Annotated in this window: 29 protein-coding genes; 11 read left to right on the top strand and 18 right to left on the bottom strand. The window is 62.4% G+C overall.

Features of this window, described 5'->3' with window-relative positions:
- Positions 1-128: 128 nt before the first annotated feature.
- From ACJ0G7_RS10960 to mfd, 4 genes are all read right to left on the bottom strand, one after another.
- Positions 129-548 (bottom strand): hypothetical protein, encoded by a 420-nt coding sequence (locus tag ACJ0G7_RS10960; protein ID WP_407396151.1) that lies wholly within the window; start codon positions 546-548, stop codon positions 129-131.
- An 84-nt stretch (positions 549-632) separates the two neighbouring features.
- Positions 633-1,112 carry a hypothetical protein gene (locus ACJ0G7_RS10955; RefSeq protein ID WP_407396150.1) on the bottom strand — a complete coding sequence of 160 codons (480 nt, stop codon included), beginning with the start codon at positions 1,110-1,112 and terminating at the stop codon, positions 633-635.
- A 102-nt stretch (positions 1,113-1,214) separates the two neighbouring features.
- Positions 1,215-1,382: a hypothetical protein gene (locus ACJ0G7_RS10950; RefSeq protein ID WP_173402116.1), complete on the bottom strand. Its 168-nt coding sequence runs from the start codon at positions 1,380-1,382 to the stop codon at positions 1,215-1,217.
- 77 nt (positions 1,383-1,459) lie between these two features.
- Positions 1,460-5,038: a transcription-repair coupling factor gene (mfd, locus tag ACJ0G7_RS10945; protein WP_407396149.1), complete on the bottom strand. Its 3,579-nt coding sequence runs from the start codon at positions 5,036-5,038 to the stop codon at positions 1,460-1,462.
- Positions 5,039-5,103: 65 nt separating this feature from the next.
- Between mfd and ACJ0G7_RS10940 the strand changes: the two genes are divergently transcribed.
- Complete coding sequence (locus tag ACJ0G7_RS10940; RefSeq protein ID WP_407396148.1) at positions 5,104-5,343, top strand: hypothetical protein; 240 nt, start codon at positions 5,104-5,106, stop codon at positions 5,341-5,343.
- Positions 5,344-5,554: 211 nt separating this feature from the next.
- Here the strand turns inward: ACJ0G7_RS10940 and ACJ0G7_RS10935 are convergent, their stop codons facing one another.
- Positions 5,555-5,887, bottom strand: a complete 333-nt coding sequence (locus ACJ0G7_RS10935) for a hypothetical protein (RefSeq protein ID WP_407396147.1) — start codon at positions 5,885-5,887, stop codon at positions 5,555-5,557.
- Between the two features lie 586 nt (positions 5,888-6,473).
- Between ACJ0G7_RS10935 and ACJ0G7_RS10930 the strand changes: the two genes are divergently transcribed.
- From ACJ0G7_RS10930 to ACJ0G7_RS10905, 6 genes are all read left to right on the top strand, one after another.
- On the top strand, positions 6,474-6,776 hold the full coding sequence (locus ACJ0G7_RS10930) for a TIGR03643 family protein (RefSeq protein WP_407396145.1): 303 nt from the start codon (positions 6,474-6,476) through the stop codon (positions 6,774-6,776).
- Positions 6,777-6,898: 122 nt separating this feature from the next.
- Complete coding sequence (locus ACJ0G7_RS10925) at positions 6,899-7,057, top strand: hypothetical protein (protein ID WP_156957075.1); 159 nt, start codon at positions 6,899-6,901, stop codon at positions 7,055-7,057.
- Positions 7,058-7,146: 89 nt separating this feature from the next.
- Entirely contained in the window at positions 7,147-7,470 is a 324-nt protein-coding gene (locus ACJ0G7_RS10920) for a hypothetical protein (RefSeq protein ID WP_407396144.1), read from the top strand.
- A gap of 132 nt (positions 7,471-7,602) precedes the next feature.
- Entirely contained in the window at positions 7,603-7,920 is a 318-nt protein-coding gene (locus ACJ0G7_RS10915; RefSeq protein ID WP_407396143.1) for a DUF3303 domain-containing protein, read from the top strand.
- Between the two features lie 77 nt (positions 7,921-7,997).
- Entirely contained in the window at positions 7,998-8,243 is a 246-nt protein-coding gene (locus ACJ0G7_RS10910) for a DUF3104 domain-containing protein (protein WP_407396142.1), read from the top strand.
- 112 nt (positions 8,244-8,355) lie between these two features.
- Positions 8,356-8,787 carry a cupin domain-containing protein gene (locus tag ACJ0G7_RS10905; protein ID WP_407396140.1) on the top strand — a complete coding sequence of 144 codons (432 nt, stop codon included), beginning with the start codon at positions 8,356-8,358 and terminating at the stop codon, positions 8,785-8,787.
- 783 nt (positions 8,788-9,570) lie between these two features.
- Here the strand turns inward: ACJ0G7_RS10905 and ACJ0G7_RS10900 are convergent.
- Complete coding sequence (locus ACJ0G7_RS10900; protein WP_407396139.1) at positions 9,571-10,251, bottom strand: hypothetical protein; 681 nt, start codon at positions 10,249-10,251, stop codon at positions 9,571-9,573.
- Positions 10,252-10,333: 82 nt separating this feature from the next.
- Between ACJ0G7_RS10900 and ACJ0G7_RS10895 the strand changes: the two genes are divergently transcribed.
- From ACJ0G7_RS10895 to ACJ0G7_RS10885, 3 genes are read left to right on the top strand one after another with little or no spacing between them, the layout of a single operon-like run.
- Positions 10,334-11,059 (top strand): TerC family protein, encoded by a 726-nt coding sequence (locus ACJ0G7_RS10895; protein ID WP_043691198.1) that lies wholly within the window; start codon positions 10,334-10,336, stop codon positions 11,057-11,059.
- Complete coding sequence (locus ACJ0G7_RS10890; protein WP_407396138.1) at positions 11,049-11,387, top strand: DUF6464 family protein; 339 nt, start codon at positions 11,049-11,051, stop codon at positions 11,385-11,387. Before ACJ0G7_RS10895 ends, ACJ0G7_RS10890 begins: the two co-directional genes overlap by 11 nt.
- A complete protein-coding gene (locus ACJ0G7_RS10885; RefSeq protein WP_407396136.1) occupies positions 11,384-12,043 on the top strand; it encodes a hypothetical protein in 660 nt (219 codons plus the stop codon). The genes ACJ0G7_RS10890 and ACJ0G7_RS10885 overlap by 4 nt, the downstream gene beginning before the upstream one ends.
- 38 nt (positions 12,044-12,081) lie before the next feature.
- Here ACJ0G7_RS10885 and fmt read toward each other — a convergent pair whose 3' ends face one another.
- From fmt to ACJ0G7_RS10830, 11 genes are all read right to left on the bottom strand, one after another.
- The gene (gene fmt / locus ACJ0G7_RS10880; RefSeq protein ID WP_407396135.1) at positions 12,082-13,122 is read right to left on the bottom strand and encodes a methionyl-tRNA formyltransferase; all 1,041 of its coding nucleotides are present in this window, start codon (positions 13,120-13,122) and stop codon (positions 12,082-12,084) included.
- Positions 13,119-14,486 carry a TldD/PmbA family protein gene (locus tag ACJ0G7_RS10875; RefSeq protein WP_407396134.1) on the bottom strand — a complete coding sequence of 456 codons (1,368 nt, stop codon included), beginning with the start codon at positions 14,484-14,486 and terminating at the stop codon, positions 13,119-13,121. The genes fmt and ACJ0G7_RS10875 overlap by 4 nt, the downstream gene beginning before the upstream one ends.
- A gap of 2 nt (positions 14,487-14,488) precedes the next feature.
- A complete protein-coding gene (locus ACJ0G7_RS10870) occupies positions 14,489-15,901 on the bottom strand; it encodes a TldD/PmbA family protein (protein ID WP_407396132.1) in 1,413 nt (470 codons plus the stop codon).
- 25 nt (positions 15,902-15,926) lie between these two features.
- On the bottom strand, positions 15,927-17,006 hold the full coding sequence (acsF, locus tag ACJ0G7_RS10865; protein ID WP_043691189.1) for a magnesium-protoporphyrin IX monomethyl ester (oxidative) cyclase: 1,080 nt from the start codon (positions 17,004-17,006) through the stop codon (positions 15,927-15,929).
- A 58-nt stretch (positions 17,007-17,064) separates the two neighbouring features.
- Complete coding sequence (locus ACJ0G7_RS10860; RefSeq protein WP_043691187.1) at positions 17,065-17,487, bottom strand: DUF2996 domain-containing protein; 423 nt, start codon at positions 17,485-17,487, stop codon at positions 17,065-17,067.
- Positions 17,488-17,532: 45 nt separating this feature from the next.
- Positions 17,533-17,964, bottom strand: coding sequence for a hypothetical protein (locus ACJ0G7_RS10855; protein ID WP_052378135.1), 432 nt, complete (start codon positions 17,962-17,964; stop codon positions 17,533-17,535).
- The gene (locus tag ACJ0G7_RS10850; protein ID WP_043691185.1) at positions 17,961-18,569 is read right to left on the bottom strand and encodes a flavin prenyltransferase UbiX; all 609 of its coding nucleotides are present in this window, start codon (positions 18,567-18,569) and stop codon (positions 17,961-17,963) included. The genes ACJ0G7_RS10855 and ACJ0G7_RS10850 overlap by 4 nt, the downstream gene beginning before the upstream one ends.
- A gap of 2 nt (positions 18,570-18,571) precedes the next feature.
- Positions 18,572-20,911 carry an RNB domain-containing ribonuclease gene (locus ACJ0G7_RS10845; protein WP_407396130.1) on the bottom strand — a complete coding sequence of 780 codons (2,340 nt, stop codon included), beginning with the start codon at positions 20,909-20,911 and terminating at the stop codon, positions 18,572-18,574.
- Positions 20,912-21,012: 101 nt separating this feature from the next.
- Complete coding sequence (locus ACJ0G7_RS10840; RefSeq protein ID WP_043691182.1) at positions 21,013-21,330, bottom strand: TMEM165/GDT1 family protein; 318 nt, start codon at positions 21,328-21,330, stop codon at positions 21,013-21,015.
- A gap of 3 nt (positions 21,331-21,333) precedes the next feature.
- The gene (locus tag ACJ0G7_RS10835; protein ID WP_043691180.1) at positions 21,334-21,657 is read right to left on the bottom strand and encodes a TMEM165/GDT1 family protein; all 324 of its coding nucleotides are present in this window, start codon (positions 21,655-21,657) and stop codon (positions 21,334-21,336) included.
- The gene (locus ACJ0G7_RS10830) at positions 21,650-22,024 is read right to left on the bottom strand and encodes a YkgJ family cysteine cluster protein (RefSeq protein ID WP_407396349.1); all 375 of its coding nucleotides are present in this window, start codon (positions 22,022-22,024) and stop codon (positions 21,650-21,652) included. The genes ACJ0G7_RS10835 and ACJ0G7_RS10830 overlap by 8 nt, the downstream gene beginning before the upstream one ends.
- A 108-nt stretch (positions 22,025-22,132) precedes the next feature.
- Between ACJ0G7_RS10830 and psb30 the strand changes: the two genes are divergently transcribed.
- The gene (gene psb30, locus ACJ0G7_RS10825; protein WP_043691176.1) at positions 22,133-22,240 is read left to right on the top strand and encodes a photosystem II reaction center protein Ycf12/Psb30; all 108 of its coding nucleotides are present in this window, start codon (positions 22,133-22,135) and stop codon (positions 22,238-22,240) included.
- Between the two features lie 7 nt (positions 22,241-22,247).
- Here the strand turns inward: psb30 and recJ are convergent, their stop codons facing one another.
- Positions 22,248-24,140, bottom strand: a complete 1,893-nt coding sequence (gene recJ / locus ACJ0G7_RS10820) for a single-stranded-DNA-specific exonuclease RecJ (RefSeq protein WP_407396128.1) — start codon at positions 24,138-24,140, stop codon at positions 22,248-22,250.
- Positions 24,141-24,197: the final 57 nt, after the last annotated feature.

The following is a 24,197-nucleotide window of genomic DNA, read 5'->3' as shown; positions in this document are numbered from 1 at the left end:
GCTTCCTCTGAACCCTTCTCTTTGTGTTCGGAAGACTTCGCTCAAGCCGGACATGCGTGATGGAAGGCGAATCAATGCCAATACCGCAAGTCATTCCAGCGGCAAGCGATCGAAACCATGGAATCGAGTCAGCGGTAGGGATAGAGACCGAAACCTTCCCGCTGACTTCGACCTTGATGGCCTCCGGCCACCTGGATGGGGGCTCCCTGCCATGCGCTTCCAGGGGCGTTGCCGTTCAGCAAGGCCCGGCAGCCTCCGGCCGAATCGATGGTGCGATCCACCACTGAGATCGGCACCGACCGACCCCAGCCCCGGGACCAGCCCCAGGTCTCACCCTGCCGGTCCAGCAGGGTGATGGCCTGATCACGGCTGATCCGGCCGCTGCGCAACAGGCACGTCGTGGAGGCCAGCGTGCTGGCCTGCATCGACGGCTGCCAGCCATTGGAGACAGGTGCCGGGCTGCTGTAGGGAGCCATGGGCCTCGACGGCATCGGTATGGGCATTCCACCGGACATCGGGACGGATCGACCGCCACCGAATTGGCTCATGGCAGCCATCGCGAGTTGCATTAAGAGGGATTCCATTGGTCGTGAGGATGTGGGTGTGCGTTAGGGAGAGTCGTCAGATCTGATTCATGCCGAACGAGCGCCGCAGTAGCGGTCGAACAGCCTCATCACCTGTTGAGGAGGAAGTTGCGCCGTGTAGCGGGCCTCGATTTCGCTGCGGTGTTGCCGCCTCGGGTAGGCGCGCAGTGCGGCGACATCCTCCGGCGAGTAGCGCCGGAGCGTGCTCAGCATGGTTTGGGTGTACTCCGGTTTGGAGATGGGACCACCGGCGCAGTCCTGCATGCGATGGGCCGCCTCGTGCGCCAGCGTGTTCCAGACCTGTCCGGGGCTCCGATGGGCACGGCAGACGACAAGCCTGTTGCGTCTGGAGTCGTACGCCCCCTGCAATCCCCGCTGGCAATCCGTCTGGGACACACGGACACCATTGCGCTCGAGACGCCAGCGCAGCGCATCAACCTCTGCCCAGGATCTGGCCTGGACAGGAACTGAGACTGCAAAACAAAGCAGGCCGAACCAGAGCAGACATCGGACCGGAACGTTGCTCATCAAGATCTGAGGAGGACTTCCTCACGCTGGAGGACGACACCGTCCCATTCATCTCAGAAGTGTTGGCAAGGTGCGACCAGATGCGTCCGGATCCAGCGGAGCTCAGGAAATCGGCTGCATCAGGCCGCCACCACCACCGCCATTGGAGTCGTCATCGTCACTCGGGCCGGTCTGAAACAAGGCAAACAAGCCAAGCGCCGCAACACAGAAAACACCGCTGACCGCTCCGATGGAACCGCCCGCTGAACTGAGTTCGATCACTTCACCCATCGGAGATCCAGCGTTTCGAGCAATGTAACGAAGAATTGCGGGTCTGTGGAGTTTTTCTCAGAAATGCGACTACGCCGTCACACGCGCAGCACCGACGCGTTGCGTTCGCGCTCAGCTGCCTCGCGCTCAGCGCTGCTGACCCCTTCTGCATCCGGAATCTGAGCGGCCATCAGTCTCAGCCACTCCATCAGCTGCTCCAGCTGTTTCTCCATCGGCAGAACCCCGAGGCCCCTTGCCATCACCTTGTGGAGGATGCCGTTGCCGGCCTGGTACACAAGCCGGCCATGCAGGTGCTGGGGAAGTCCCTGGCGCAGCAGACGGAAGGCGGGTTCCTCCATGGGTGTTTCCAGAACGATGTTCGGTTTCTCCGGTTTGATCCTGGAAAAGCCGCAACGCTTGGCCAGCAGCTTCATCTCCATCAACTGCAGGAGGGACTGCACGGCGGCGGGAAGTGCTCCGTACCGATCGGCCCAACCGGCTGCGAGCTCCACCAGAGCCTCTGAGCTTTCGCAGTCAGCGGCAGCGCGGTAGGCCGCGATCTTCTCGTCCGCATCCGTGATCCATTCCGCTGGGACGAATGCGGTCACGGGCAGATCCACCTGGGTGTCGTCCACCGATGGAATGTCCTGCCCCTGGATTTCGGCGAGTGACTCCTGCAGCATCTCCATGTAGAGGTCAAAGCCGATCGCCTCCATCTGGCCGCTCTGCTCCACGCCGAGCAGATTGCCCACGCCGCGGATCTCCATATCCCGCATCGCCAGCTGATAGCCGCTCCCCAGCTGCGCAAACTCCTGAATCGCTCGGAGCCGCTGCCGGGCGGTGTCACTCAGGGAGGCATTGCCGGGATAGAACAGCCAGGCGTGGGCCTGGATACCGCTGCGTCCCACCCGCCCTCGCAGTTGGTAGAGCTGCGACAGTCCGAAGCGATGGGCGTCCTCGATCAGGATCGTGTTGACCCGGGGGATGTCCAGACCGCTCTCCACGATCGTGGTGCAGAGCATCACATCAGCTTCACCGGCGTTGAAGGCCACCATGGCGCTTTCCAGTTCGCCCTCCGCCATCTGACCGTGGGCCACCAGCAGCTTCAGGCCTGGAAGCATGGTCCTCAAGCCTGCGGCCACATCCTCGATTCCTTCCACCCGCGGCACCACGTAGAAGACCTGGCCGCCGCGATCGAGCTCCTGGCGGATGGCGCTGCGCACCGCTTCGGGATCGAGGGTGGCCAGATGCGTCTTGATCGGTCGGCGCAGCGGCGGCGGTGTGGTGATCAGACTCATTTCGCGCACTCCCGACAGGCTCATGTAGAGCGTTCGCGGAATCGGGGTAGCCGACAGGGTCAGAACGTCGACGTCCTTGCGCAGAACCTTGATCTTCTCCTTCTGATTGACGCCGAAGCGCTGTTCTTCGTCCACCACCAGCAGCCCGAGCTTGTCGAATGCCGCCCCCTTGTTGAGCAGCTGGTGAGTCCCGACCACGGCATCGATCGTGCCCTGCTTGAGGCCTTCAAGAATGGTCTTGCGCTCCGAGGCCGTCCGGAACCGGTTCAGCAGTGAGACCTTGATCGGATACGGAGCGAACCGTTCCGAAAGGGTGCGCCAGTGCTGCTGGGCCAGAACGGTGGTGGGGGCGAGCATCGCCACCTGGCGTCCTGCGGTGATCGCCTTGAAGATCGCCCGGATCGCCACCTCCGTCTTGCCGAATCCAACATCACCGCACACGAGTCGATCCATCGGCTCCGGTTTTTCCATGTCCCGTTTCACATCGGCGGTCGCCTTCAGCTGGTCCGGGGTGGGTTCGTAGGGGAAGGATTCCTCGAGCTCGCTCTGCCAGGGCCCATCCGTGGGGTAGGCGAATCCGTTCGCCTTGTGTCGCTCGGCGTAGAGCTTCACCAGGTCCATCGCCACCTTGCGCACGGCCTTCCTGGCCCGCTCCTTCGCCTTGGTCCAGGCGGTGCCTCCCATGCGGTTCAGCTCCGGAGCTTTTTCACTGGTGGCCCGATACCGGCCGAGGCTGCCCAGCTGATCGGCGGCCACCCGCAGCAGCCCGTCGGCGTACTGCACAACGAGGTAGTCGCGGACATCCCCGCTGATGGCGAGCTTCTCCATCGCCTTGAAGCGTCCGACCCCGTGGTTGCGGTGCACCACGAAATCTCCCGGCCGCATCTTGTTCGGATCCACCGTGCGACTGGCGGCTTTGCGCCGGCGTCTCACATAGCCGCTTGAGGTGAGCGTCTGCTGCCCGAAAAACTCCCGGTCGGTGACCAGCGCAATCCGCCAGGCCGGCAGTTGCAGGCCCTCCAGCTCGGCATTGCCGCGTGCCTTCAGAGCCACCGGAGTGTTCTGCTCGATCAGGCGCGTGATGGCCGCGGCATCGGCACTGTTGGAGACGAACCGGCTGATGCAGTCGTGTTCCTCGAGAAGGGCCACGGCCCGACTGGGCTGGGCGGAGACCAGCCAGGTGGCGATCCGCTCCTGCTGGAATCCCTTGATCAGTTCTCCGAGCTTGCCGAACTGGTTCGGATAGGCCGGGACGGGGCGGCTGGCGAGATCGAAGCTGTTCGGATGGGAGTCCTCCTCCAGCAGTTCCGCCAGATCGAAGCCTTTGAAGCCCTCCGCCGTGCCGAAAGCCTCGTCGATATCCCGGTGCAGCAGACCCGGCCAGAGACGGTCCCGATCCCCATCGTTCAGGCCCCGTTCCGCGGCCATCTCGTTGTGATGTTCACGGGCATGGTCGAGCCATTGCTGCCCGTGGGCGAGACCGTGACGGCGTTCGTCGATGACGACGAAGCAGTCCACGCCGAGGTAGTCGAGCAGCGATGCCGGTTCCTGCCAGGCGAGCCCCATCAGGCGTCGCATCCCCTCCGGTGTGCCCCCATCCAGCAACAGATCAACCTCCTGCTCCTGCAGCAGACGATCCAGACCCTCGGGCATCCGTTCGCGCAGAGCGTCGGCGATCAGAGGGCTGAAACCGGTGGGTGTCAGCTGCAGCTGATCGATCGGATCAAGGGAGCGCTGGCTGGCGGGGTCGAACTCTCTGAGCTTGTCGAGCTCCTCCCCGAAGAACTCCAGGCGCACCGGCAGCTCGCTGCTGACGGGAAACACATCAACGATGTCGCCCCTCCGGCTCCAGGTCCCTTCCTGGTCGATCGAGGAGACGCGTTCGTAGCCCAACCTGGCGAGGGTCTCCCCCAGGTCCTCGAGATTCACCTGATCTCCCCGCCGCAGGATCCGGCAACGCTCTGAGAGGGCCTTCGCAGGTGGCAGATGCGGCTGAAGGCAGCGTTCCGTCGCCACGATCGCCCGGTTGGCCTGGCTTGGCGCTGCGATCAGATCGCTGAGAACCTGAAGCTGACCCCACACGATCTCACTGGTGGGATCGAAGGGTTCGTAAGGAGAGCCCTCGCTGGTTGGATACAGATGGGTTGTGCTCCATCCCATCAACTCCAGCAGCGCGGTCCAGCGGCCCGCCTCCTCCAGAGTTGGCACCACCACCAGCAGCGGTCGTTTGTCGCGCTGGGCCATGGCGCTGGCCACCAGCGCCCGGCAACCACGACCGGCACCGCGCATGAGCAGACGATCAGGACGCCGGCTGCGCTCCAGCAGTTCCCCGGTGAGTGCTGCCTCCTGCAGCTGACGCACCAGAGAACTGAGGGGCATGGGTGGCTGAGTGCAGCAACAGACGATCTTCGCAATATGGTGCGCCAAGCCGCGACCAACGGTCGATGCCGCGCTACCGCTGTCCTTCCTGCTGCTGCGGTCCGGCCCTCGTGCTTCATCCGCCGAAGGGAGCCACACCGATCTGCTCCCGTTGCCGCACTCCGCTTGAGCGCCAACCGCTTGTGCGGCCGCTTCCCCTGCTGATCCTGTTGTCAGTCGGCAGCGTTCTGGTGTTGTCGTCAGTGCCGATGTTGTTCAATCCTTCCGCTCCGGTTCAACCGGAACACAAGGACCGCTCGGCGTGAAGGCCAAGGTCCTCAGCAGCAGCCTGATGCTGTTGCGTTTGGGGATTCAGTTAGCCCTGGGGTTCAGATACTCACTCTCGTTGTGGACAGTCTTCATCGAGTTCTCATGTCGCCGGGGACAGCCTTGACGACACTGAATGTGAAAGGCAGAGGTGCTTTTCAGCTTTCAGGGAAGATCATCCGGCCTTGGCATTCTGCTGAAGCCGGATTTTTATTGGCCATTGTTCCCGGATGGGTCTGCAGCTGAGGTTGTTGAACCGGATTCCGTGGCCCTGAAATGGCGGGTTGTCACTTGTTCCACTGTTCTGATGGCTTCCAGGTTCTCAAGTCGCTTCTGGGCCTGAGCAAGCATCGGTTTTCCATGGGGCACACAGGATTCGATCAGCGAAACAGCTTCTGAAACTTCTGCTCTGACCCATCCAATGCAGCGATCGATCTGCTGAGAGAGATTTCCATCTTCGAGGGCACCGGCATAGTTCGGACCCGCAATCGTGGTCAGCAGCAGACGAAGAGCCTGCGTCGTGTCGTCTGAACCGGGGTTCATGGCTGTTGCCTGACTGAACCGGAAGTCTGAAGCCCCCGAGCGATCTCAGCCACTCAACGTTCTTCCGTCAGGAGTCCTGATGCCAGAACCTGATCAGAGGATCGAAATGATCGGTCTGAACAGGCCAAGGAATCCGATTGTGATGATGATCACAGTCAACGTGTACATGATCAGGATTTACCCGGCGTCAGTGCAGCAGCGAATCCACCGGAGATGGCAACGATGACGACAACGGCGAGAACTTCCATCGGAAAAGGGTGTAACGCAATCAACTTCCGGCATCCGGTGAAACGCAGATGTAGTCGTTGAGGCGAAATCTCTCGCTTGAGTTCAAATGCCTAACTCATTTGGAAAGCATCCATTGCGACGCTTCTCTGACGATCTGGAAATGACAGATACAGAAGCGTGCAGTCTGTGCCTGCATGGTGATGTCAACTGCTCCGGCATCCATGGAATTCATTCTGGCTGGCTGTCTCGTTTTTCCCATCTCGGCGCTTTGGCTGCAATCCCTCGAGGATGATGAAGTCGAAGAGGAGTTTGATTTTCTCTGAACATCGGCCTCAAGGCTTATTTCGGTGTTGTTGTGATGGTCCGGATCCTCGGGTTCTCGCAGGATCTGGATACCATCTTCACAACAGCTGCAGGTTCGATGCGCGGTTTTCAGCCTGATGAGATTGACAGGATCATCGAAATGGCCTGGGAGGACCGCACAACTTTTGACGCGATACACGCTCAGTACGGAGTGACTGAGCCTGAGGTGATTGCGTTGATGAGAACGGAACTAAAACCATCATCATTCCGGATGTGGCGCAAGCGTGTGACAGGGCGGAAGACGAAGCATGGTTTCACATCCGGATCTCAACGGTTCCGAGCGGCGTGCCATCGCTGAACCTGCTGGCTGGCTTCCCTGCCGAGAGCGATTCTGCTGATTGACAGCCTTAGCGCATTGGCTTGACTGCGGCATATGGGGTTTTGATCATGCAGGATCTCTCAAGAGCGGCCGCTGAAACGATGGCCATCCTTTCTGAGATGAAGGCGGACCTCCCCGATTCCGCCCTCGGCACCCCGAGCTGGAGCCGGCTCGGCAGGTTGGAGGACCTGTTGATGCGCGTTCTTGCCCAGTCTGATCTGGCTTTGTCGGAGCTCGGCAGCCATCGGCGTACCAGCTGAGAGCTTCAGGCAGCCATCCCGTGATGTTCCTTCAGGGCTGGTAACGACCATCACTGGATTTTTGCAACCGAGTTGGGATAACTTGAAATATGGCCATTTTCCCAGCTTCTCTCGCTGTTTCTGCCTTGTTGATCCTGGCGGTGGGTCCCGCTGCCAGATCCCAGACACAGACGGCGATCACGCGACGGACCTTCGTCAGCCCCAGCCACACGACCAGTGTGACAACCCCGACGACCAACAGTGCGGTCGATTTCTCGGTTGATCGCCGTTTCCGGGGATCGCTTTATGTGCTGATGGTGAATGTTCGCGAGCCGGGCAACGAAGACTGCCGACAGCCGCTGTCCGACAGTTTCCTGTGCAGCAAGACCATCACCAACACGCTTGATCCGAGTGAGGGGCCAGTCTTCGACTAACGCATGAGAGCGATGGTTGTCTGATCCCTTCGATCATGCTGCCGATTTGTTCTGTCGCTTCGGTGTTGATTGCTTCAAGAAGCTTCCGCTGGTTCCAGCTCTTGCTAATCAGCAGAAAGAATCAAAAAAATCATGCAGCATTACCTGATTGTCTGGAGCTTCCCGACAGTTGAGGGGTCCTGGCAGTCATGCCCTGGGTTCGCTGACTACATCAATGGGGGATGTCCCGGTGATCAGTTCGATGGTTTCGCTCTGCAGTACCGCGTCTGTGAGCCGATCAGTGGAAGCGGTGTTGCCATTGTGCAGGCCACTGACATCGGAAAGGTCTGGGCGCATCTCGGCCCCTGGATCAAGGGCTATGGCATTCAGTTCGAGGTCAATGCCGTGGTGACCGATCGGGAATTCGCAAGCATGTGGCCGGCGGTGGAAGCTGCCGCGGCCGTTGTCTGATCTCAGCCTGAACGGGAGGGTCATGCTTGACACAGCCACCTCGCGCGGCTAGTACTGGTGTACTTAAGGGTTGAGTGATGGTTGCCCCTGCTGCCTGCAGGCCCGCTGGTCTGCCACCCGTCTTTCTCAGTGTCACCGCCGGGATGACGGTGATCTGTGGTGATCCGGACGGCGACGATTGGTGGATGGCAGATGTCCTTCACGTGTCCTGTACGGCTCGGGAGCCCGAAGTGCCGAGCCTGTTTCATGTGGTTGATGTCGATAGCGGAACGCTGCGATGGGTCTGCGCCGATCTGGTGACGCATATCGTCCCGGGTGGTTAATTGCCAGGACGCATGCCGTTCAGCTGCAGGGCGTTGATGTGTTGGTAGGTCTGAACATCGTCAAATTTTCTGGAGTACGATCAACGGCATTTACTTCGGCTGCGGAATTGCTATGGTCGCGAAATCAATCGGTCTGGCTGCAGCGTCGACGCTTCTTTTTTTCAACGTTTCAGCTCTGGCGGCACCAAAGCCCGTCATCGATGAATTGTTCAAATCGAATCAGACGCTGGGCGGTCGATCCGTCGTCTATCCAGAAGGAAAGCCGGAGATGAGGGTTTATAAAGTCACTCTCGCTCCCGGTTCAACCATTCCTCTCCATACCCATCCGTCCCCTGTTGTCGCTTTTGTACAGGAAGGCGCCCTGCATAATGTTCGGGTTGTAGATGGTGCCGAAGTCGTTGATCTGATTGTGGCCGGGGAGGGTTTTCTTGAAGGGTCTCCCGATGAGCCGCATTATGTGGTCAACAAGGGGACGACACCAGCTGTTGTGATGGTCACATTCGCTTCTGTTGAAGGAATGCCGAATCTTGTGGCGATCGACTGAACCTGTTCCCGGTTTTACTTGATCAAATCATTGCAGGACCTGTTCTCTGGCTGAACGCAGAGTGCGCTGTGCTGTTCTGTGTTGCTGTGCATGTTGGCAACAGCATGATCCACGCCGTCGCTGATGAACACGCCAAATGCAATCGTGATCAGGCAGATTCCCAGTGGGTTGAAATGGACGAGGCGTGATGTTCTGCGCCGGAAGATGAGTCGATTGTTATCCACAGATCAGGACTGTTATGATCTTCTGTGATCTTGATGCGCTTGGTTGCACAGATCTTGTGATTTCGCTGAGAATGTCGTGAGGAACTCCACGGATATCGGAACGGCCATGAAGTTCGCATCTTTTGATGCAACGAATGGTCCGCTATTCCTGCGGATGTTGCCGGTTCAATTCCGGTGGTTCGTCACATCTTGATCCATAAGCTGCAGTTTGTGTCTTGCGGATTTCGGTCCTGCGAGTCTGTCGCGTCTTCTCAAGTCGGAACTCTGTTCGATATCGGGTAGACTGACTGAATGACACGAATCAACTGATTTCGCGTGATTCAAGCTCTTGAGGTTGCTGCAGCGATCATTGTCACGGCAGGTTTGGTTGCCGGAAATCTGATTTTATTCTCGCCCCTGAGATCCGACGACAGGGGCAATGCACTGAGTTCCCATTCTCGATCAGCAGCCACTGGTGTTGATGTGGCGCCTGTTAGCAATAAGTAGACCAACAAACCTTGAACGATGCTCCGAGTTTCCTGGTTGCATTCCCGCAGGGTTGAGATGAAACGCTGCTGATTCAGGATGCACCCCCTGTTTGCAACGTCTGCTCCTCCAGCAGCATGTTGAATTGCAGTAACTGTTCGTCGCTGAGCTGCTGCCGGCTTGTTGCGCCGAGATGCTGTTGCAGGAAACGGCGTGCCTGATCTGCTCCCCAGCTCAGCTGCTGCAGCATCAGGTCTCCCTGGTTGATCAGATCATTACGGCGGATGGGTACAGGAGCTGACTCCGGACGATCTCCTGGTTGGAGACCGCGCAGCTGCCGCAGAAACGACACCAGATCGGCATAACGGGTCAGCCGATGGCGACTGGCATGTCCGAACGCTCTCTCCAGATAGGTGCTCTCCAGCTCACGATCCCAGCCAATGCGACGCAACTCCAGATCGATGGCAGTGAGCTCCTCACTCCAGTCCTCAGGGTCGGTCGGAGCTTCCGAGGGGGGCTCTGGGGTTGGCTCGGGAGTCGGCTCTGGTGATGGAACCGCTGCCGCTGGTGGTCTCAGGTCCGGATCGGTGTCGGGTCTGGAATCAGTGGATCGTGTCGGGGTGGTCTGCGGACCCTGAGGAGCCTTCCTCGCTGGAGCCGGTGTCGTGCTGGCGAGACGCTGGCGGGCCCGGTCCTCCGCTGCCTCACAGCTCTCGGCCTCTCCCAGTGTGCTGGCCAGCAGCTGACCGTTCTCCCAGGCCTCGACGCGCACCACGCATCGGAGCGTATCGACGTGACACAGCTCAGCCCGGAACTGCACGGTCATGCAACGACTGCGTACTTTCTAGGCTGCCGCCATGGATGTCACAGCACTTCCCTCGATCAGCGATGCGTTCGAGGGCGTCGACCAATGGAGAGAGGTCCTCTCCGTGCTGCCGGTGCTCGTGGCCCTCGAGCTGGTGTTGTCGGCTGACAATGCCGTGGCTCTGGCGGCCATCGCGCGTCGTTGTCGTCAGCAGGATCAGGAGCGACTTGCTCTGAACATCGGTATCGCACTGGCGTTCGTGCTCCGGATCGCGTTGATCGTGATGGCTCAGTGGGTGCTGCGCCATCCACCGGTGCAGATCCTGGCGGCGACCTACCTGCTCTGGTTGTTCATCGACCATCTGCGCAGCCGATCGAACCCGGCATCAGAGGATCTGCCCGAGGAGGGCGGTCTGTCCGGCTCACTCGCACGCACGGTGGTTCTGCTGGCCTTCACCGATCTTGCTTTCTCGATCGACAGTGTCGCGGCGGCTGTGGCCATCAGTGATCAGACCCTGCTGATCGGCACCGGCGCGGTGATCGGGATCATTGCCCTGCGATTCACCTCAGGGCTGTTCATCCGCTGGCTGGAGATCTACCCTCGCCTCGAAACCGCCGGTTTTCTCGCGGTGGCCTTCGTGGCGGTTCGTCTGTTTGTGCATGTGGCACTTCCGGCGGTCCAGCAACCCGACTGGTTGATGTTCCTCGTTGTCATGGTCCTGTTCACCTGGGGGTTCTCACTACGGAATCCCGTTGTTGACGCGCGTCATGCTGGTTGAGCTGCGCCAGTCGGGAAGTGATGTGCTGCTGGATCGCCTGCAGCTGGATGTTCCCCCCCACCCCGGCCGCTGGGTTGAACTGAACGGGAGGTCTTACCTGGTGATGCAGCGTCGGCATCGATACCAGCTGCGCAACGGTCGATATGAGATCGGTTCCGTCGCCCTTGTCGTGAAGCCTCAGATCAGACCAGTTGACGCCAAGGCCTGGCGCCACGGCTGGGTCATCGGAGATCCTGACTGTCGATTCAACGCGCACAGTCCATTGCTGCGTTGTGCGGTCTGGCCGGATGGCCCCTGTCATGAGTGCCAGCACCGCGAGTCGCGATGAGCCGTGTCGATACCAGTCGCCTGATCGGACGCATCGTGAGTGGTCATGGCGTGGCCTCAGGCCGCAGCGATGGCTCCCCGTACCCCGCCGGGACCATCGCGATGCAGACGCCAGTGTTCCGTCAGGCCGGTCTCGACCTCAGCGACTGCTGGCCCGGCACGATCAACCTCAGTTTCGCGCCGTTGGAACTGCGTCTGAAGGATCCGGACCATTGCTTTCCGCACCTTCGCTGGACCGATCTGCATCCACCCGAAACGTTTTCGTTCTGGCGGGTCGATCTCATCTCCGAAAACGGGCAACAGGCCTGCGGCTGGGTTTACCGCCCTCACCCCGAAACGAAGCAGCGTCATTGGCAATCCTCCAGCACCCTTGAGTTGCTGGCTCCGCGCCTCAATGGGGTGAAACCGAACTCCCGCATGGAGATCGTCGATCACCGATCCCGGATCGCCCTGGTGGATGGGGTGCGGTTGCGGTCCCGTCTTCTGGAATGTCTGAAATTCAGGGTGCTGGCTGCTCAGCAGAGCTTCTTTGTCTCCACGGAGGGGGAGCAACGGCGTGTCTGGCTCCGGCAGGCCTGGCCTGAAGCTCTCGACCTGGACGATGGCGATCTGGAGGCGGTCTGGTCCCAGGCCAGGATGCTCTATGCCGACGACTGAGACTTGAACGATATCGTTTCAGAATCGTTGCAATATCGTTACGTTTTCGTGTCGATATCGTTTCCCAGCTGGTCGCCGGGCTGAGCGCGCAGTTGCTGGAGAAGTGTGTCTGCGTCGCTGCGCGACTTTCCTTCCAGCTGCGCTGCGCGGATCAACAGGGGGCATCCCCGTGTGCTGACCACCAGTCCGAGGCCCGCCTCGGTGCTCAGAACAGTCCCGGGTGTGCCCTCGCCGGTCGGCCAGCGACCGACCAGATCTCTGGCGTCCTCTGAAAGTTCCCCGCGCAAACGCTCGATCAGCGGTTCGCAGCGCAGCACCTTGAGGCGTTGTCCCCGCCATCGCGTGAAAGCGTTCGGATGCAGCGCCATCACACGCCGGTGCAGTGCCAGGGCCGACTCACTCCAGTCCAGCCGCAGGTCGTCCTTGGTCAGCATGCGTGCATAGGTCACCTCCCCGTTCCGCTCCTGCTGAGCGGTGACCCCCAGACGCTGCCAGCGAAGCTCCTGAGGGCCCTCTCCAGCTGATGCGATACGGGGCAGCGCATCCAGCATCAGCTCGGCCGTCACCGCACTCAGGCGTAAGGCCAGCTCTTCGGCGGTCTCCAGCAGACCGATCCTGCAGCGCCGTTCCAGCAGCACCGGCCCTGTGTCCAGGCCCTCCTCCATCGCCATCACGCCGACACCGGTCTCCGGGTCACCTTCCAGCAGGCTCCACTGGATCGGTCCGGCTCCGCGCCAGCGCGGCAGCAAGGACCCATGGCCGTTCCAGCATCCCAACGGAGGCTGCTCCAGCACGGATCTCGGCAGGATCTGGCCGAAAGCCACCACAACGGACAGATCCGCATTCAGCCTTGCCAGTGCCTGCTGGCACTCCAGATCCCGACGGATCCGTTCCGGGGTGAACACCGGACATTCGATCTCCAGCGCCACCTGTTTGACGGGCGATGGCATCAGCTGCTTCCCACGCCCCCGCCGCCGGTCCGGTTGGGTGACGACACCGACCACCTCGTGGCCGGCGGCATGCAGTGCCTTCAGAGTTGGGACGGCGTACTGGGGAGTGCCCCAGAACAGCACTCTCATGCTTCGCCGGTGATCGAGAGTCCGTCCACCCAGACATGGGGACTGACCCCCCTCGGGGTGACTTCCGATTCCGTTTCAAGATGCAGAAGGCTGTTGAGCACGGTGCGGATATCGCCGGCCACGGTGGCGGCTTCCACCGAAATGCGTTCGCCGCCCTTCACCAACCAGCCATCAAAGGGGAGGGAGAACGAGCCCTGGCTCGCTTTGACGCCGGCATGCAGGGCGCTGAGATCTTCAATCAGCACAAACGGATCCTGATGGGTCTTGTGATGCAGATCGTGACCGCTGCTGACGCCTTCTGTGGTGCTCACCACAAACCAGTCCGGACCGACCGAGACTTTCGCCCCCAGGCCGGCATGGCCGGTGGGTGCGACGCCGAAGGCCCGGGCTGTGGCCTCCGAGTGCAGGAAGTTGGTCAGCACGCCACCCTCGATCAGGCTGATCCGTCGCGTCGGTGTTCCTTCTCCGTCGAACGCCGATGCGCCGATGTTGCCGCTGTGCAGTCCGTCGTCGTGAAGGGACAGGAACGGAACAGCGACGGAGGTCCCGAGCGACTCCCGCCGGCTGAGGCTGACGCCATCCAGAACCGAGCGTGCATTGAGCATGCTGCTGAAGGCCCCGAGCAGAGACAGAAACGCCTCCGGTGTGAAGCAGATCCGATAGCTGCCGGTGTCGATCGGTCGATAGGCGAGGTGACTGACGGTGCGTTCGACGGCCTCCTCGATGCAGCCGCTCACGTCGAGGTCGCCACTGCCCAGAGCGAGGCGAACGGCGCCGGAGCTGCGCGGTTTACGACCGGTTTCCTCCGCCTTCGCGTAGAGATAAAGCGAGGCCTGGGTGCGCTGCATTTCGCGCAGGGCCCCGTCGCTGTTCAGATACAGGCTCTGCGAGAGCGACTCAGCAAGTCCGTTGTACGGCACGCTGTTGATCGCGGGGTGGCGGGCGAGCAGGTCGGCTTCGGCCTCGCGCAGGGTCGACAGCAACGGCAGGATTCCCCGGCGCTGTTTCAGTGGGCGGTCCAGCTCGGGCAGCGGTGCCGTCGCCAGCGGTGAAAAGCCGGGCACATCGTCTGGATTGCCGAAGCGGCTGGCTTCGTGGGCTCCGGTGAGGGCCTTCTCCAGGCCGGCCTCGGAGAGATCGGTGGTGCTGGTGATCCCCACCAGCCCATCGCCGTTCCAGACACGCACGGTGATTGAGCTGCGCTGAGCCGCCTTCAGCTGTTTCGCTTCTCCCCGATCGACCTGAACAGAGCAGTCGTCACTGCAGGCGGCGCCAAGGTCCCACTGATGGATCCCTTCGCGTCTGGCGAGTTCCTGCAGCCGATCACGCAGGGCGGAGGCGTTGAGACCGTTCGTTTCCGTCATCTTCAGCGGCCTCCGACGGTGATGGAATCGACCTTGATGTGCGGTTGCCCCACGGTGACGAAGATGCTGCCGCTCACGGAGCCACAGAAGCCGGCTGCCAGATCGAGATCATCCGCGCACATGGAGATTCGCGGCATCACCTCCTTGGCATCCCCGATCAGCGTGGCGCCCTTCACCGGTTGTCCCAGTTGACCGTTCTCGATCAGATAGCCCTCCTCCACGGCGAAGTTGAACTGACCAGTGGGTCCAACGCTGCCACCGCCCATGGCCTTGCAGTAAAGACCGTGATCCACCGACGCGATCAGATCCTCCGGCTTGTGGGGACCGGCATCGATGTAGGTGTTTCGCATGCGACTGGCGGCCGCGAAGGCGTGGCTCTGGCGCCGACCACTGCCGGTTCGACGGTGGCCTGTCCGGAGTTCCCCGGCGCGGTCACTGATGAACCGCTGCAGGATGCCGTTCTCGATCAGCACCGTGCGTTCCGGCGCCATGCCTTCGTCGTCCATGGAGAGGGTTCCGAAGGCCCCGTCACTGAGGCCCTCATCAACCGCCGTGACCGCTGGATGGGCGATCAGCGAACCGACGCTGTCCGCGAAGGGGGTGGTGCCCCGTTCGATCTGCGTTGTCTCCAGCAGGTGACCGCAGGCTTCATGGAAGATCACACCGCCGAAGCGGTTGGCGAGCACCACCGGCATCTGGCCGGCCTCGACGTAATCAGCGCGAAGCATCTTGCCGGCGCTTTCGCAGACCTCCGTGGCACTCGTCTCGCTGTTCCAGTTGACGAGATCCTCCGGTCGGTCCGTGCTCCCGTAGCGCCGACCGATGCTGGCGCGGTAGTCGCCATCGGCTGCCAGCACCGAGAGTCCGGTGGACTGGTGAAGACGGATGTCCCGCGCGAAGGTGCCGTCCGACGCGGCCACCAGAACCTCCTGCCAATCGCGGGAATAGCTGCCACGACGCACCTGCAGATGCTGGCCGAGGCGCTCCAGATGAGCGGTTCCCTGCTTCAGCCTGTCGCCGGCTGCCGCCATGGAGGGGCAGCGCTGCAACCAGTCCTCTTTGGTTGCGGCATGGTTGATGAGTGCACGCAGACCCTGGAAGCCCGCAGCGGAATCCCGGGTTCCGATCTCCAGCCCAAGCATCGCCAGGGCCTGGTCGAGAGCCCTGGTCAGGCCATCCCTCGAGAGATCGTTGGTGCTCACGAAGCCGTCCCGCTCGCCGCGGAACACCCTGATTCCAGCGCCGCAGGCGAAGGACGGGTTGACGCTGGTGATGTTGTCCTGTTCGGCGAGCAGACCGAGATGATCGGTTCGTTCAGCAAACACCTCGACGAGCGAGGCCCCGGCCGAAACGCCCCGCTGGAGAAGGTCCTCCAGCAGTGCGGCTCCGTTGGTCGTGAAAAGAGCGGCGGTCAAGTGCGTTGTCGTGAGAAGAAGCCCGTCAGCGGACGGCGGGCTGGAAACGATCACTGGGGATCGGGGACATCAGGAACAGTTTCGCCATCACGGAGACGTTGCCGAGCCAGTGGGGGAGCTTGCGGATCAGACGCACAGGCGCAGGGGACGTGCCGGCATCCGCAGCCTGAAGAGCTGCGTTGTTGCTGACCAACTGCTCGAGGCGCTCCCAGAACTTGTCGTTGCGCACATCGAGCACGACCGGGAAAACGCGGGCCGAGGTCTCGTTGGTCTTGTCGATCACCATGCGGTCGTAGGTGCGGGCGTCAAGGCCGAGTGACTCGTAGAACTCCTTGCGGGCCACATCACGCACATACATGGTGGCGAACACGGCCAGCAGGAAGAACCGGCACCACAACCTGGCGATGGGGCCACGCACGGTGTCGGGCTGAGCCTTCATCAGGGCGTCGAAGAAATCGCCATGGCGGTTCTCGTCCTGACACCAGTTCTCGAAGAAGTTGAAGATCGGGAAGATCTTGCTGTCCGGGTTCTTCTCCAGGTGCCGGTAGATGGCGATGTAACGCCAGTAGCCGATCTTCTCTGACAGGTAGGTGGCGTAGAAGATGAACTTGGGTTTGAAGAAGGTGTACTTCTTGCTGGCCGTCAGGAACCCGAGGTCGAGCTGAACTCCGAAATCACTCATCGCCTTGTTGAGGAAGCCGGCGTGGCGGGCCTCATCGCGGGCCATGTGGGCAAAGCACTCGGCGAGAAGAGGGTTCTTCTGCTTGATCCGACGGCTCAGCTCCTTGTAGAGGAGGAAACCGGAGAATTCCGACGTGCAGCTCTGCTCGAGAAATTCAACGAAGACCTGTCGTGTTTCGGGGTCGAGTTTGTCGGCGGCGCCGTCGAACTCGTCGTTGCGGACGAAATGATGACGGTTGTAATCCTTGCGGAATTCTTCACAGATCGCTTCGAGCTCCGCCTCGTTCGGGCGCAGGTCCATGGCGGCCATGGCCTCGAAATCGGTGGTGTAAAACCGCGGAGTGAGGATTGTGTCCTTGACGGGCTCCTTGACGGCGACAGCACTCTCGGCTGCCTGCTCGGCCATGGCGGTGGGAGGGACCATCAGCTCCGGTACAAGGTGTCATCCAATGTAGGGGTGACACCGTGATCTCCGTCGCGCTTCAGTTCCCCCCCAGCCATTTCTGACCGTTCAGGCGCTGCAGAAGCCTGGACACGAGCAGAGCCAGTGACATCCGCTTCTCATCGATCAGGAAGGACTCCAGCAGGGTCGGGTCGCTGCCCGGGTCCGCCAGGGTGATGGTCTTTCCGCTGGCGATGTCCTCGCTGTTGAAACACAGCCAGAAGCGACGGTCACCAGGCAGTTCCCCGACCACCATCGGGCAGGTGCCTCCGACCACCGGTCGCTCGCCTGTGACCAGCTCAAGCCGGTCCGGGGCGATGGCGTGATCCTTGAGCTGGCTGCTGACCGCCGGCAGAAACTCCTCGCGCATGAACAGCTCGAATGGTTTGTCCTCCGGTTTGGGAGGTTTGGCCTTCGGCTTCGGTTTCGCCTGCGCTTCGGCTTCAGCAGGGGTGTCGCTCACCGGATCCAGATCTCTGCGGGAACTTTAGGCAGCCCCGGAGGTGCCTCACCAATCGCGGTCGGGATCCTGATCCCAGTCCGACGTGTCGCTGTCGCTCGGTCGCGACCGGACGCGCTCGGGTTGCTGAATCACCCGGTAGGCGACAGCAACGGTGGGTGCCGGCTCCCGGATGTCCCGTTCGGGCATCGACGGGCTCGGCTGAGGAGGTTGCGGTTCCCGCTCGACGTTCTCGACGGCACGATGCACCTGACGGCGCAGGGGCTGGCGGGACGGCCTCAGCAGCAAGGTCGTGCCCGCCGCCAGAGCGGCGCCCGTGGAGGCGGCCAGAGCCGTCCAGGCTCCGATCGGCAGGGGTGGCGTGCGCCAGATGAGCAGTTGCAGCCGAACCGGTGTTCCGCGCGTCAGCGCAGACAGCACGATCACCATCACGAATGGTGCCAGGCAGGGCAGCAGCAGCAGTCTCTGCAACGCGGTCATGCGACAGGGCCCTGCCAGCGATCGAGCGGACCGAGATCCTCCTCAAGACCATCCAGCAGGCGGATCACGAGGAAATCGACCATGTCATCCAGGCTTTCCGGCCGTGTGTACCAGGCAGGAATCGGAGCTGCAATGCGTGCCCCGGCTTCCGCAAGGGCCGTGAGATTGCGCAGATGAATCAGGTTGAACGGCATTTCGCGAGGAGCGATCACCAGCGGGCGTCCCTCCTTGAGATGCACATCGGCGCAGCGTTCGATCAGATCCATCGCCACACCGGCACGGATGCGACCGACCGTGCCCATGCTGCAGGGAAGGATCAGCATGGCCCGTGTGCGGAAACTGCCGCTGGCGATCGAGGCGCTCTGATCGTTCCAGCGATGGCACACCAGCCCACCCGCTGATTCCTTGAGATGCTCGCGCCAGAAGCGTTCCTGCTCATCGGGTGCCACTGGGATCCTCAGTCCCTGCTCGGCGCGGAACACCTCGTGGGCTCCGCGGCTCAGCACCAGATGAACGTCGCGGCCGCGTCGCAACAGCAGCTGCAGAGCCCGCTCCGCCAGCGGCTGCGCGGATGCGCCGGTCACCGCAAGGACGTAGGGATGCATGGTCAGGCGTTGCTGAGGGTGACTGGAATCGGTGTGATGCCCGTGTCCTCCGCTTCCGGCGCCGGCAAGGGGTCGGCGATCACGTCCAGATCGATCTGATTGCGCAGCACGTCGACTTTGATCACGCGCACCCGAACGCTGTCACCGAGTTGATACACGCGGCGTGTCTTGCGTCCGACGAGACGGTTCTGGCGCGATCGGTACTCATACCAATCATCGTTCAGGGAGCTGACGTGCACGAGCCCTTCAACCCGTGTCGGCCCCACCTCGACAAAGAATCCGTAGCTCTGAACACCACTGATTCGGCCTTCCGTTTCGCTGTCCACCAGCGGCTCGGCGGACCGCGCCTGAACCATGGTCACCAGATCCCGTTCAAGCTCATGAATCTGACGACGGCGGCTGTTCAGTCTCTGAACGAAGCGTTCCGTGCAGATCCCCTGCAGTTTCTCCTCCTGGGACGCCGTGAACAGAGGCCAGCTCAGCGCTTCGCCGCATCCGCGTTCCCCGAGGGTGAGACGGGTCTTGTGGCGCACAGTCGGCCGATCCTTGCCGTCCTGGAGCAGGCTGACCAGCACCTGCTGGTTGGCGAGGTGGGCATAGCTGAGGCCTGCGCAGCACCACGGGACCTCGGCGACCAGAGGATCTGTCGCCTTCTCGCCACCGGTGGCCGATGCGGTGGATTCCTCGGCTTCCGTCGGCACCGGAGCCAGGCCGGCAACGGCGAACGCCGGTTGCGGCAGGGCATGGCTGAGCTGTTGCTCCAGCACACGTCGATGGGCTGACTCGCTGAAGCCTGCGAGCAGTTCCTGAGCGGATGGGCTGCCCTCTTCATCGAGTTCAAGCGGCAGATCGAGGGCGATCGCGGTCTTCGCGACATCCGTCAGAACAGCGGGATCCGGTTCCCCACTCTGCAGAACGATGCCCGGCAGCTGAAGCGACTCACGATGCTGTGCCCAGGCCCGGTTGGCGGCACGCAGCAGCGGCTGCAGCAGCGACTGTGGGTCCTGTGGAGCCATGGCATCGACCCAGCGATGCCGCAGCCCTGTGGGATCGGCCCAGATCATGTCTCCGAGCGCTTCCATCTCCGGCAGCTGCAGATCCAGTTGCACCACGCCGGCCTGACGCTCGCGATCCATCAGACAGCGGGCACAGAACTGCAGTGTCTCCAGCTGTCCGAGGTGGTCCTTGATCGGCTTGAGCGCGGTGGGGAGACTGCGGCTTCTGGGCTTGCGCTCCGCCAGCGCCTTCATCTGCTCCGAGGACACCGTCGCCGCCGGACGGATGGTGCTGAGCATGAAGGTCCAGTCCGTGACCTCCCCCGTCGCGGAGACATCGAGGCGCACCGTGATCGCTTCGGCCGTTTCCCCTGACACGAAGCTTCCGGCCTTGCTGAGTGCTGGCGTGAGCAGCGGTTGCCAGGCGTTCCCGAGGCAGAGAGCTTCCCCCTGATCGCGCAACCACAGATCCAGACTGTTTCCGCTGCCGATCCGTTCGGCGACCGTGGGCGCATGCACCCAGAGCCGGCTCCCGCCCTCATGGGCTTCGACGTGAACGGCGGGCAGCCCGGGGGCGTCCTCGACGGACCAGCTGCGCAGCAGCAGACAGGGCTGATCACTGAGATCGGTGCGTCCCTTCGTGGCTGGAGCCTTGGCGGATCCACGCGGCGCGGCCTGCCGGTGATGCAGCCCTGCCTTGGTGAGCAGCAGTTCGCGATCGGCCGCAGGGCCCCCGTTCAGGGGAAGCGGACGCGCCACATGACCCACAGCCGCATGCTGAGCCACCGGGTAGCGATCGACCTGAACCTCCACAACAGAGGTTGGTTTGTCCTCCTGGAGATGCTCTCCAGCTTCTTTCGGCAACTGAATGCTGGCCAGCAGCCGGTCGTCGAGGGGAACGGCCACCAGCTGCTCGTCCTGACGTTCCACCTGGGCCAGCAGCGAGGTGGTGCTGCGTTCGAGGATGCACTGAACACCTCCCTCCGGTGATCGTCGTCGCCCGCCTTCTCGGGTGATTCGCACCAGCACGCGATCACCGTTCCAGGCGTGATTGAGCTGATGGTCGCGGATGTAGATGTCATCCCCGCCGTCATGACGGATGGCGAAGCAGAAGCCTTTGCTGCTGCAGCGAAGCCGGGCATCGATCAGCTGATCGTTTTCACAACGGATGACGCCACCGTCGTCCTGGATCGCGACCACCCCGATCCTGCCGAGGGCGTCGAGGGCCAGATCCAGGCACTGCTTCTCGCTCTGCTTGGTGAGCTTGAGGCTCTTGGCCAGCTTCGGTGGCTCGACCGCTGCATCGATGGACAGTTGATCGAGCAGGTCGGCGACCGTGAACTTCATCGGAAATCGGGAAAAGACCGGCCGTCAGGACCGGGGGAAGGTGACGCGGAGCGGGCCACCGGTGGGGTGGACCATGCAGCGAACTCCAGGCCGTTCCGACTTTAGGAGTCGGCGGGTCCCTCCTTCTCCTCCAGCAGGTTTGCGCCGCGAAGTGCTGGCCAGAGCAGACGGGTTCCGATCACCAGGAAGCCGATGGAGGCAGCCAGCTGCAGCAGATCAGCAGGGATCATGCTCGCCATCGACCCTCCCGCCAGAGCCCCGAGAAGGCTGGCCAGCACAAGGGCGGACGACGATCCCAGGAAGACGGCGAACGGACGGTCGGAGGTTCCACTGAGCGCCACGGTGGCCAACTGGGTCTTGTCCCCCAGCTCCGCCAGGAAGACCGTCACGAAGGTGGACAGAAGCAGCGCGAGGTCCATGGCTCAGAACATGGGGTGGGTGATCAGCAGCGCCCGTGCCGCCTGCAGACCGAGCCAGAGGCCAAGGCTCACCATCAGCACGCCGGCCATCAGTTCCAGCCGTTCCGGAGGCAGCACCTTGGACAACCACTGGCCCACGAGCACCCCAACGAGGCTGGAGGCGATGAGCGCCAGGGCAGCACCGAGGAAGACCAGCCAGGGCGAGCCTGACTGAGCGGCGAGGAGCAGGGTCGCCAGCTGCGTCTTGTCCCCGAGCTCCGCCAGGAAAACCGTGGTGAAACTGCTGATCAGAACCGTCAGAAACGGGGGCCGAGCGGACTCAGTCATCGCCGGGGGTGGACCTGCGCAGGGCTCGGTCGAACCTACGCAGGACGCGGCTGCGTCCTCCATAGACGGATCGGATCTGCTGACGGCAGCAGCTCACCGCGAACTGCTCGAGGTCGGAGTCGCTCACATCGAACAGGCTTCCGAGCTGCTGGACCCGGCAGAAGTCCGGTCGCGTCTCATAGATGCGACAACGGCGGCCGCCGCTGTCGTAGTTGATGCACCAGCCATCCGGCCCAACCATCGACAAGTAGTCACGCCGTTGATCTTCACTGAGGGCCTCAAGCGCCTCGCCCCGTTCCTCCGGGCAGAGCCGGCAGCACGCTCCGCACTGGCTGATGCAGGTCCAGCTCCCGAGCACCCCGTTCATCGGTCTCGCTGTGACAAGCAATCACAGAGCTTCACCCCTCGCGGACCCGAAGGTCCGCAGGCCCCGTAGCCTGAGTTGCCAATCGTCGTCTGACAGCGCTTCCGAACCATGGGCATCGACATCCATCTGATCGCCAATTTCGCCGCCCTTGCGCTGATCACTCTCGCCGGCCCCGCTGTGATCTTCATCCTCTTCTATCGCCGCGGCGCCCTCTGAGCTCTGCTCAGGGCCTCAGTCCAAGGGCCAGGCTCGCCTCCTCGAGAAGGTGCAGAACCTGTTCGTTCTGAGCGAGAGGGTCCCGGCAGTTCAGCGGTTCCTCCGCGGGCACGCGTGCCTCGATCGTGCGTCCCTGGTCGTTGCTGAGGGTCAGACCTTCCCCGTTCCGGGCGGCGGTGTACCGGTTGGTTCCTCGGCAGAGCGTGATGCTGTCGCTGTGCGGTCTGAGCGCTTTCACATCGAGTTGCAGCCGTTGCTCCCCCTGCCACCGATTGAGGTTGATCCGGAAGGCCACATCACAGCGGCTGGGAACGGATCGCTGGTCTGACCAGCGCCAGGCGACAGCCCTTCGTTCGGCAGATCCCTGGCTCAGCTTCAGAGCCAGATGACCACCGTTCATGGTGCGTGATTCCGTCACCCGACAGTCCCGCGACCAGAAGAGGGGCGTCTCATGGCCGATGCCGAAGGGCTCCAGGCGCTGCAGCGCACTCCAGAGATCCCAGTTCACCTGTTCAAGGCTCAGCAGGGCGTCGGGGCGGATAGGAATGCCCTGTCCCTGCCGGCTCAGCCAATCCTCCGCCAGGGAGTTGAGCCGTTCCTGGAGTGGATGCACCTGCTCCGCCGCCACGGTGAAGCCACCGGCTGCCGGATGACCGCCGAAACGTTCCAGCAGATCACTGCAGCTGTTCAGGGCGGCATCCACGGCAAATCCGGATGGTGCCCGCACGGAGGCCCGCAGGCGGCCATCCCCCTCTCCCGCCAGCAGGGCGGCCGGCCGGTGATAGCGCTCAACCAGGCGCGCCGCCACGATGCCGATGACGCCGTGATGCCAGTGACCCTGAGCCAGCAGCAGGAACGGCGGCACTGTTCCCCGGTCTGCTTCCACCAGAGCCACGGCTTCGGCCTCGATGGCGTTGCACAGATCCCGGCGCTGCCGGTTGTAATCGTCACAACGGCGTGCCAGAGCCATGGCCGCTTCAGCGTCCTCCACCGTCAGCAGGTCCACCACAAGGCTCGGTTCCCCGAGGCGCCCCACGGCGTTGATTCTCGGAGCGATCTGAAATCCGATGTCATCGCTGCGCAGCGGCCGGTCACCAAGCCCTGAAAGGCGTTGCAGCGCCTGAAGCCCTTCACATCGACTGCGGTGCAGTTGTCTCAGCCCGTCCCGCAGCCAGCGACGGTTCGCTCCGGTGAGGGGAGCCATGTCGGCGACGGTGCCGATGCAGAACAGATCCCGGGCGGTCGCCACCGCTTCCGGACGCTTCAGTCGGGATGCCACCGCCTCCGCCAGCACGTAGGCCAGTCCGACCCCCGCCAGTCCTCGGTAGGGCGAGCTTTCGGGGGTTGTGGCCGGATGAATCAGCGCTGCCATCGGCGGTCGCTGAGCCGGAATCGTGTGGTGATCGGTGACGATCACCTCCACATCGAGTTCGATCGCCTTCTCCAGGGCCGCTACCGCTGCAACTCCGTTGTCAACGGTCACCAGCAGTCGGATCCCCTGGGCCTGCAGGCGTTCGACCATGCCGGTGTTAAGCCCGTAACCGTCATCCATCCGCGAAGGGATCGCTGCCACAGCGTCCGCTCCAAGGGGGCGGAGGGCGCGAATCAGCAGGGCTGTGCTCGTCATCCCATCGGCGTCGTAATCCCCGCAGATCGCCAGGGATTCACCGCCTCTGCAGGCCCGCGCCAGGCGTGCTGCCGCTGATGCCAGATCCGGGAACTCCTGTTCCGGATCCGGCAGATCCGGCGGATCGAGCAGGTGTTCCGCTGCTTCCACCGTTCGGATGCCCCGTCGTTGCAGCAGGCTCCGCAACGGCAGGGGCAGATCCACCTCCGCCAGCGGGGACGGTGTGATCACCTCCGGCAGGGACCAGCTCCAGAGAGGTGAATGGTGCGTCAACGTCGGCCGCGATCGTGTGCTGGGATGCTCGTGCATTGTGCGTCCGACGGCACGTCG

The sequence above is a fragment of the Parasynechococcus sp. genome (assembly GCF_045559935.1).
In the GTDB taxonomy this organism is placed as follows: domain Bacteria; phylum Cyanobacteriota; class Cyanobacteriia; order PCC-6307; family Cyanobiaceae; genus Parasynechococcus.
The sequence above is the reverse complement of the archived record's forward strand: the minus strand, read 5'-3'. Positions and strand labels throughout refer to the sequence as shown.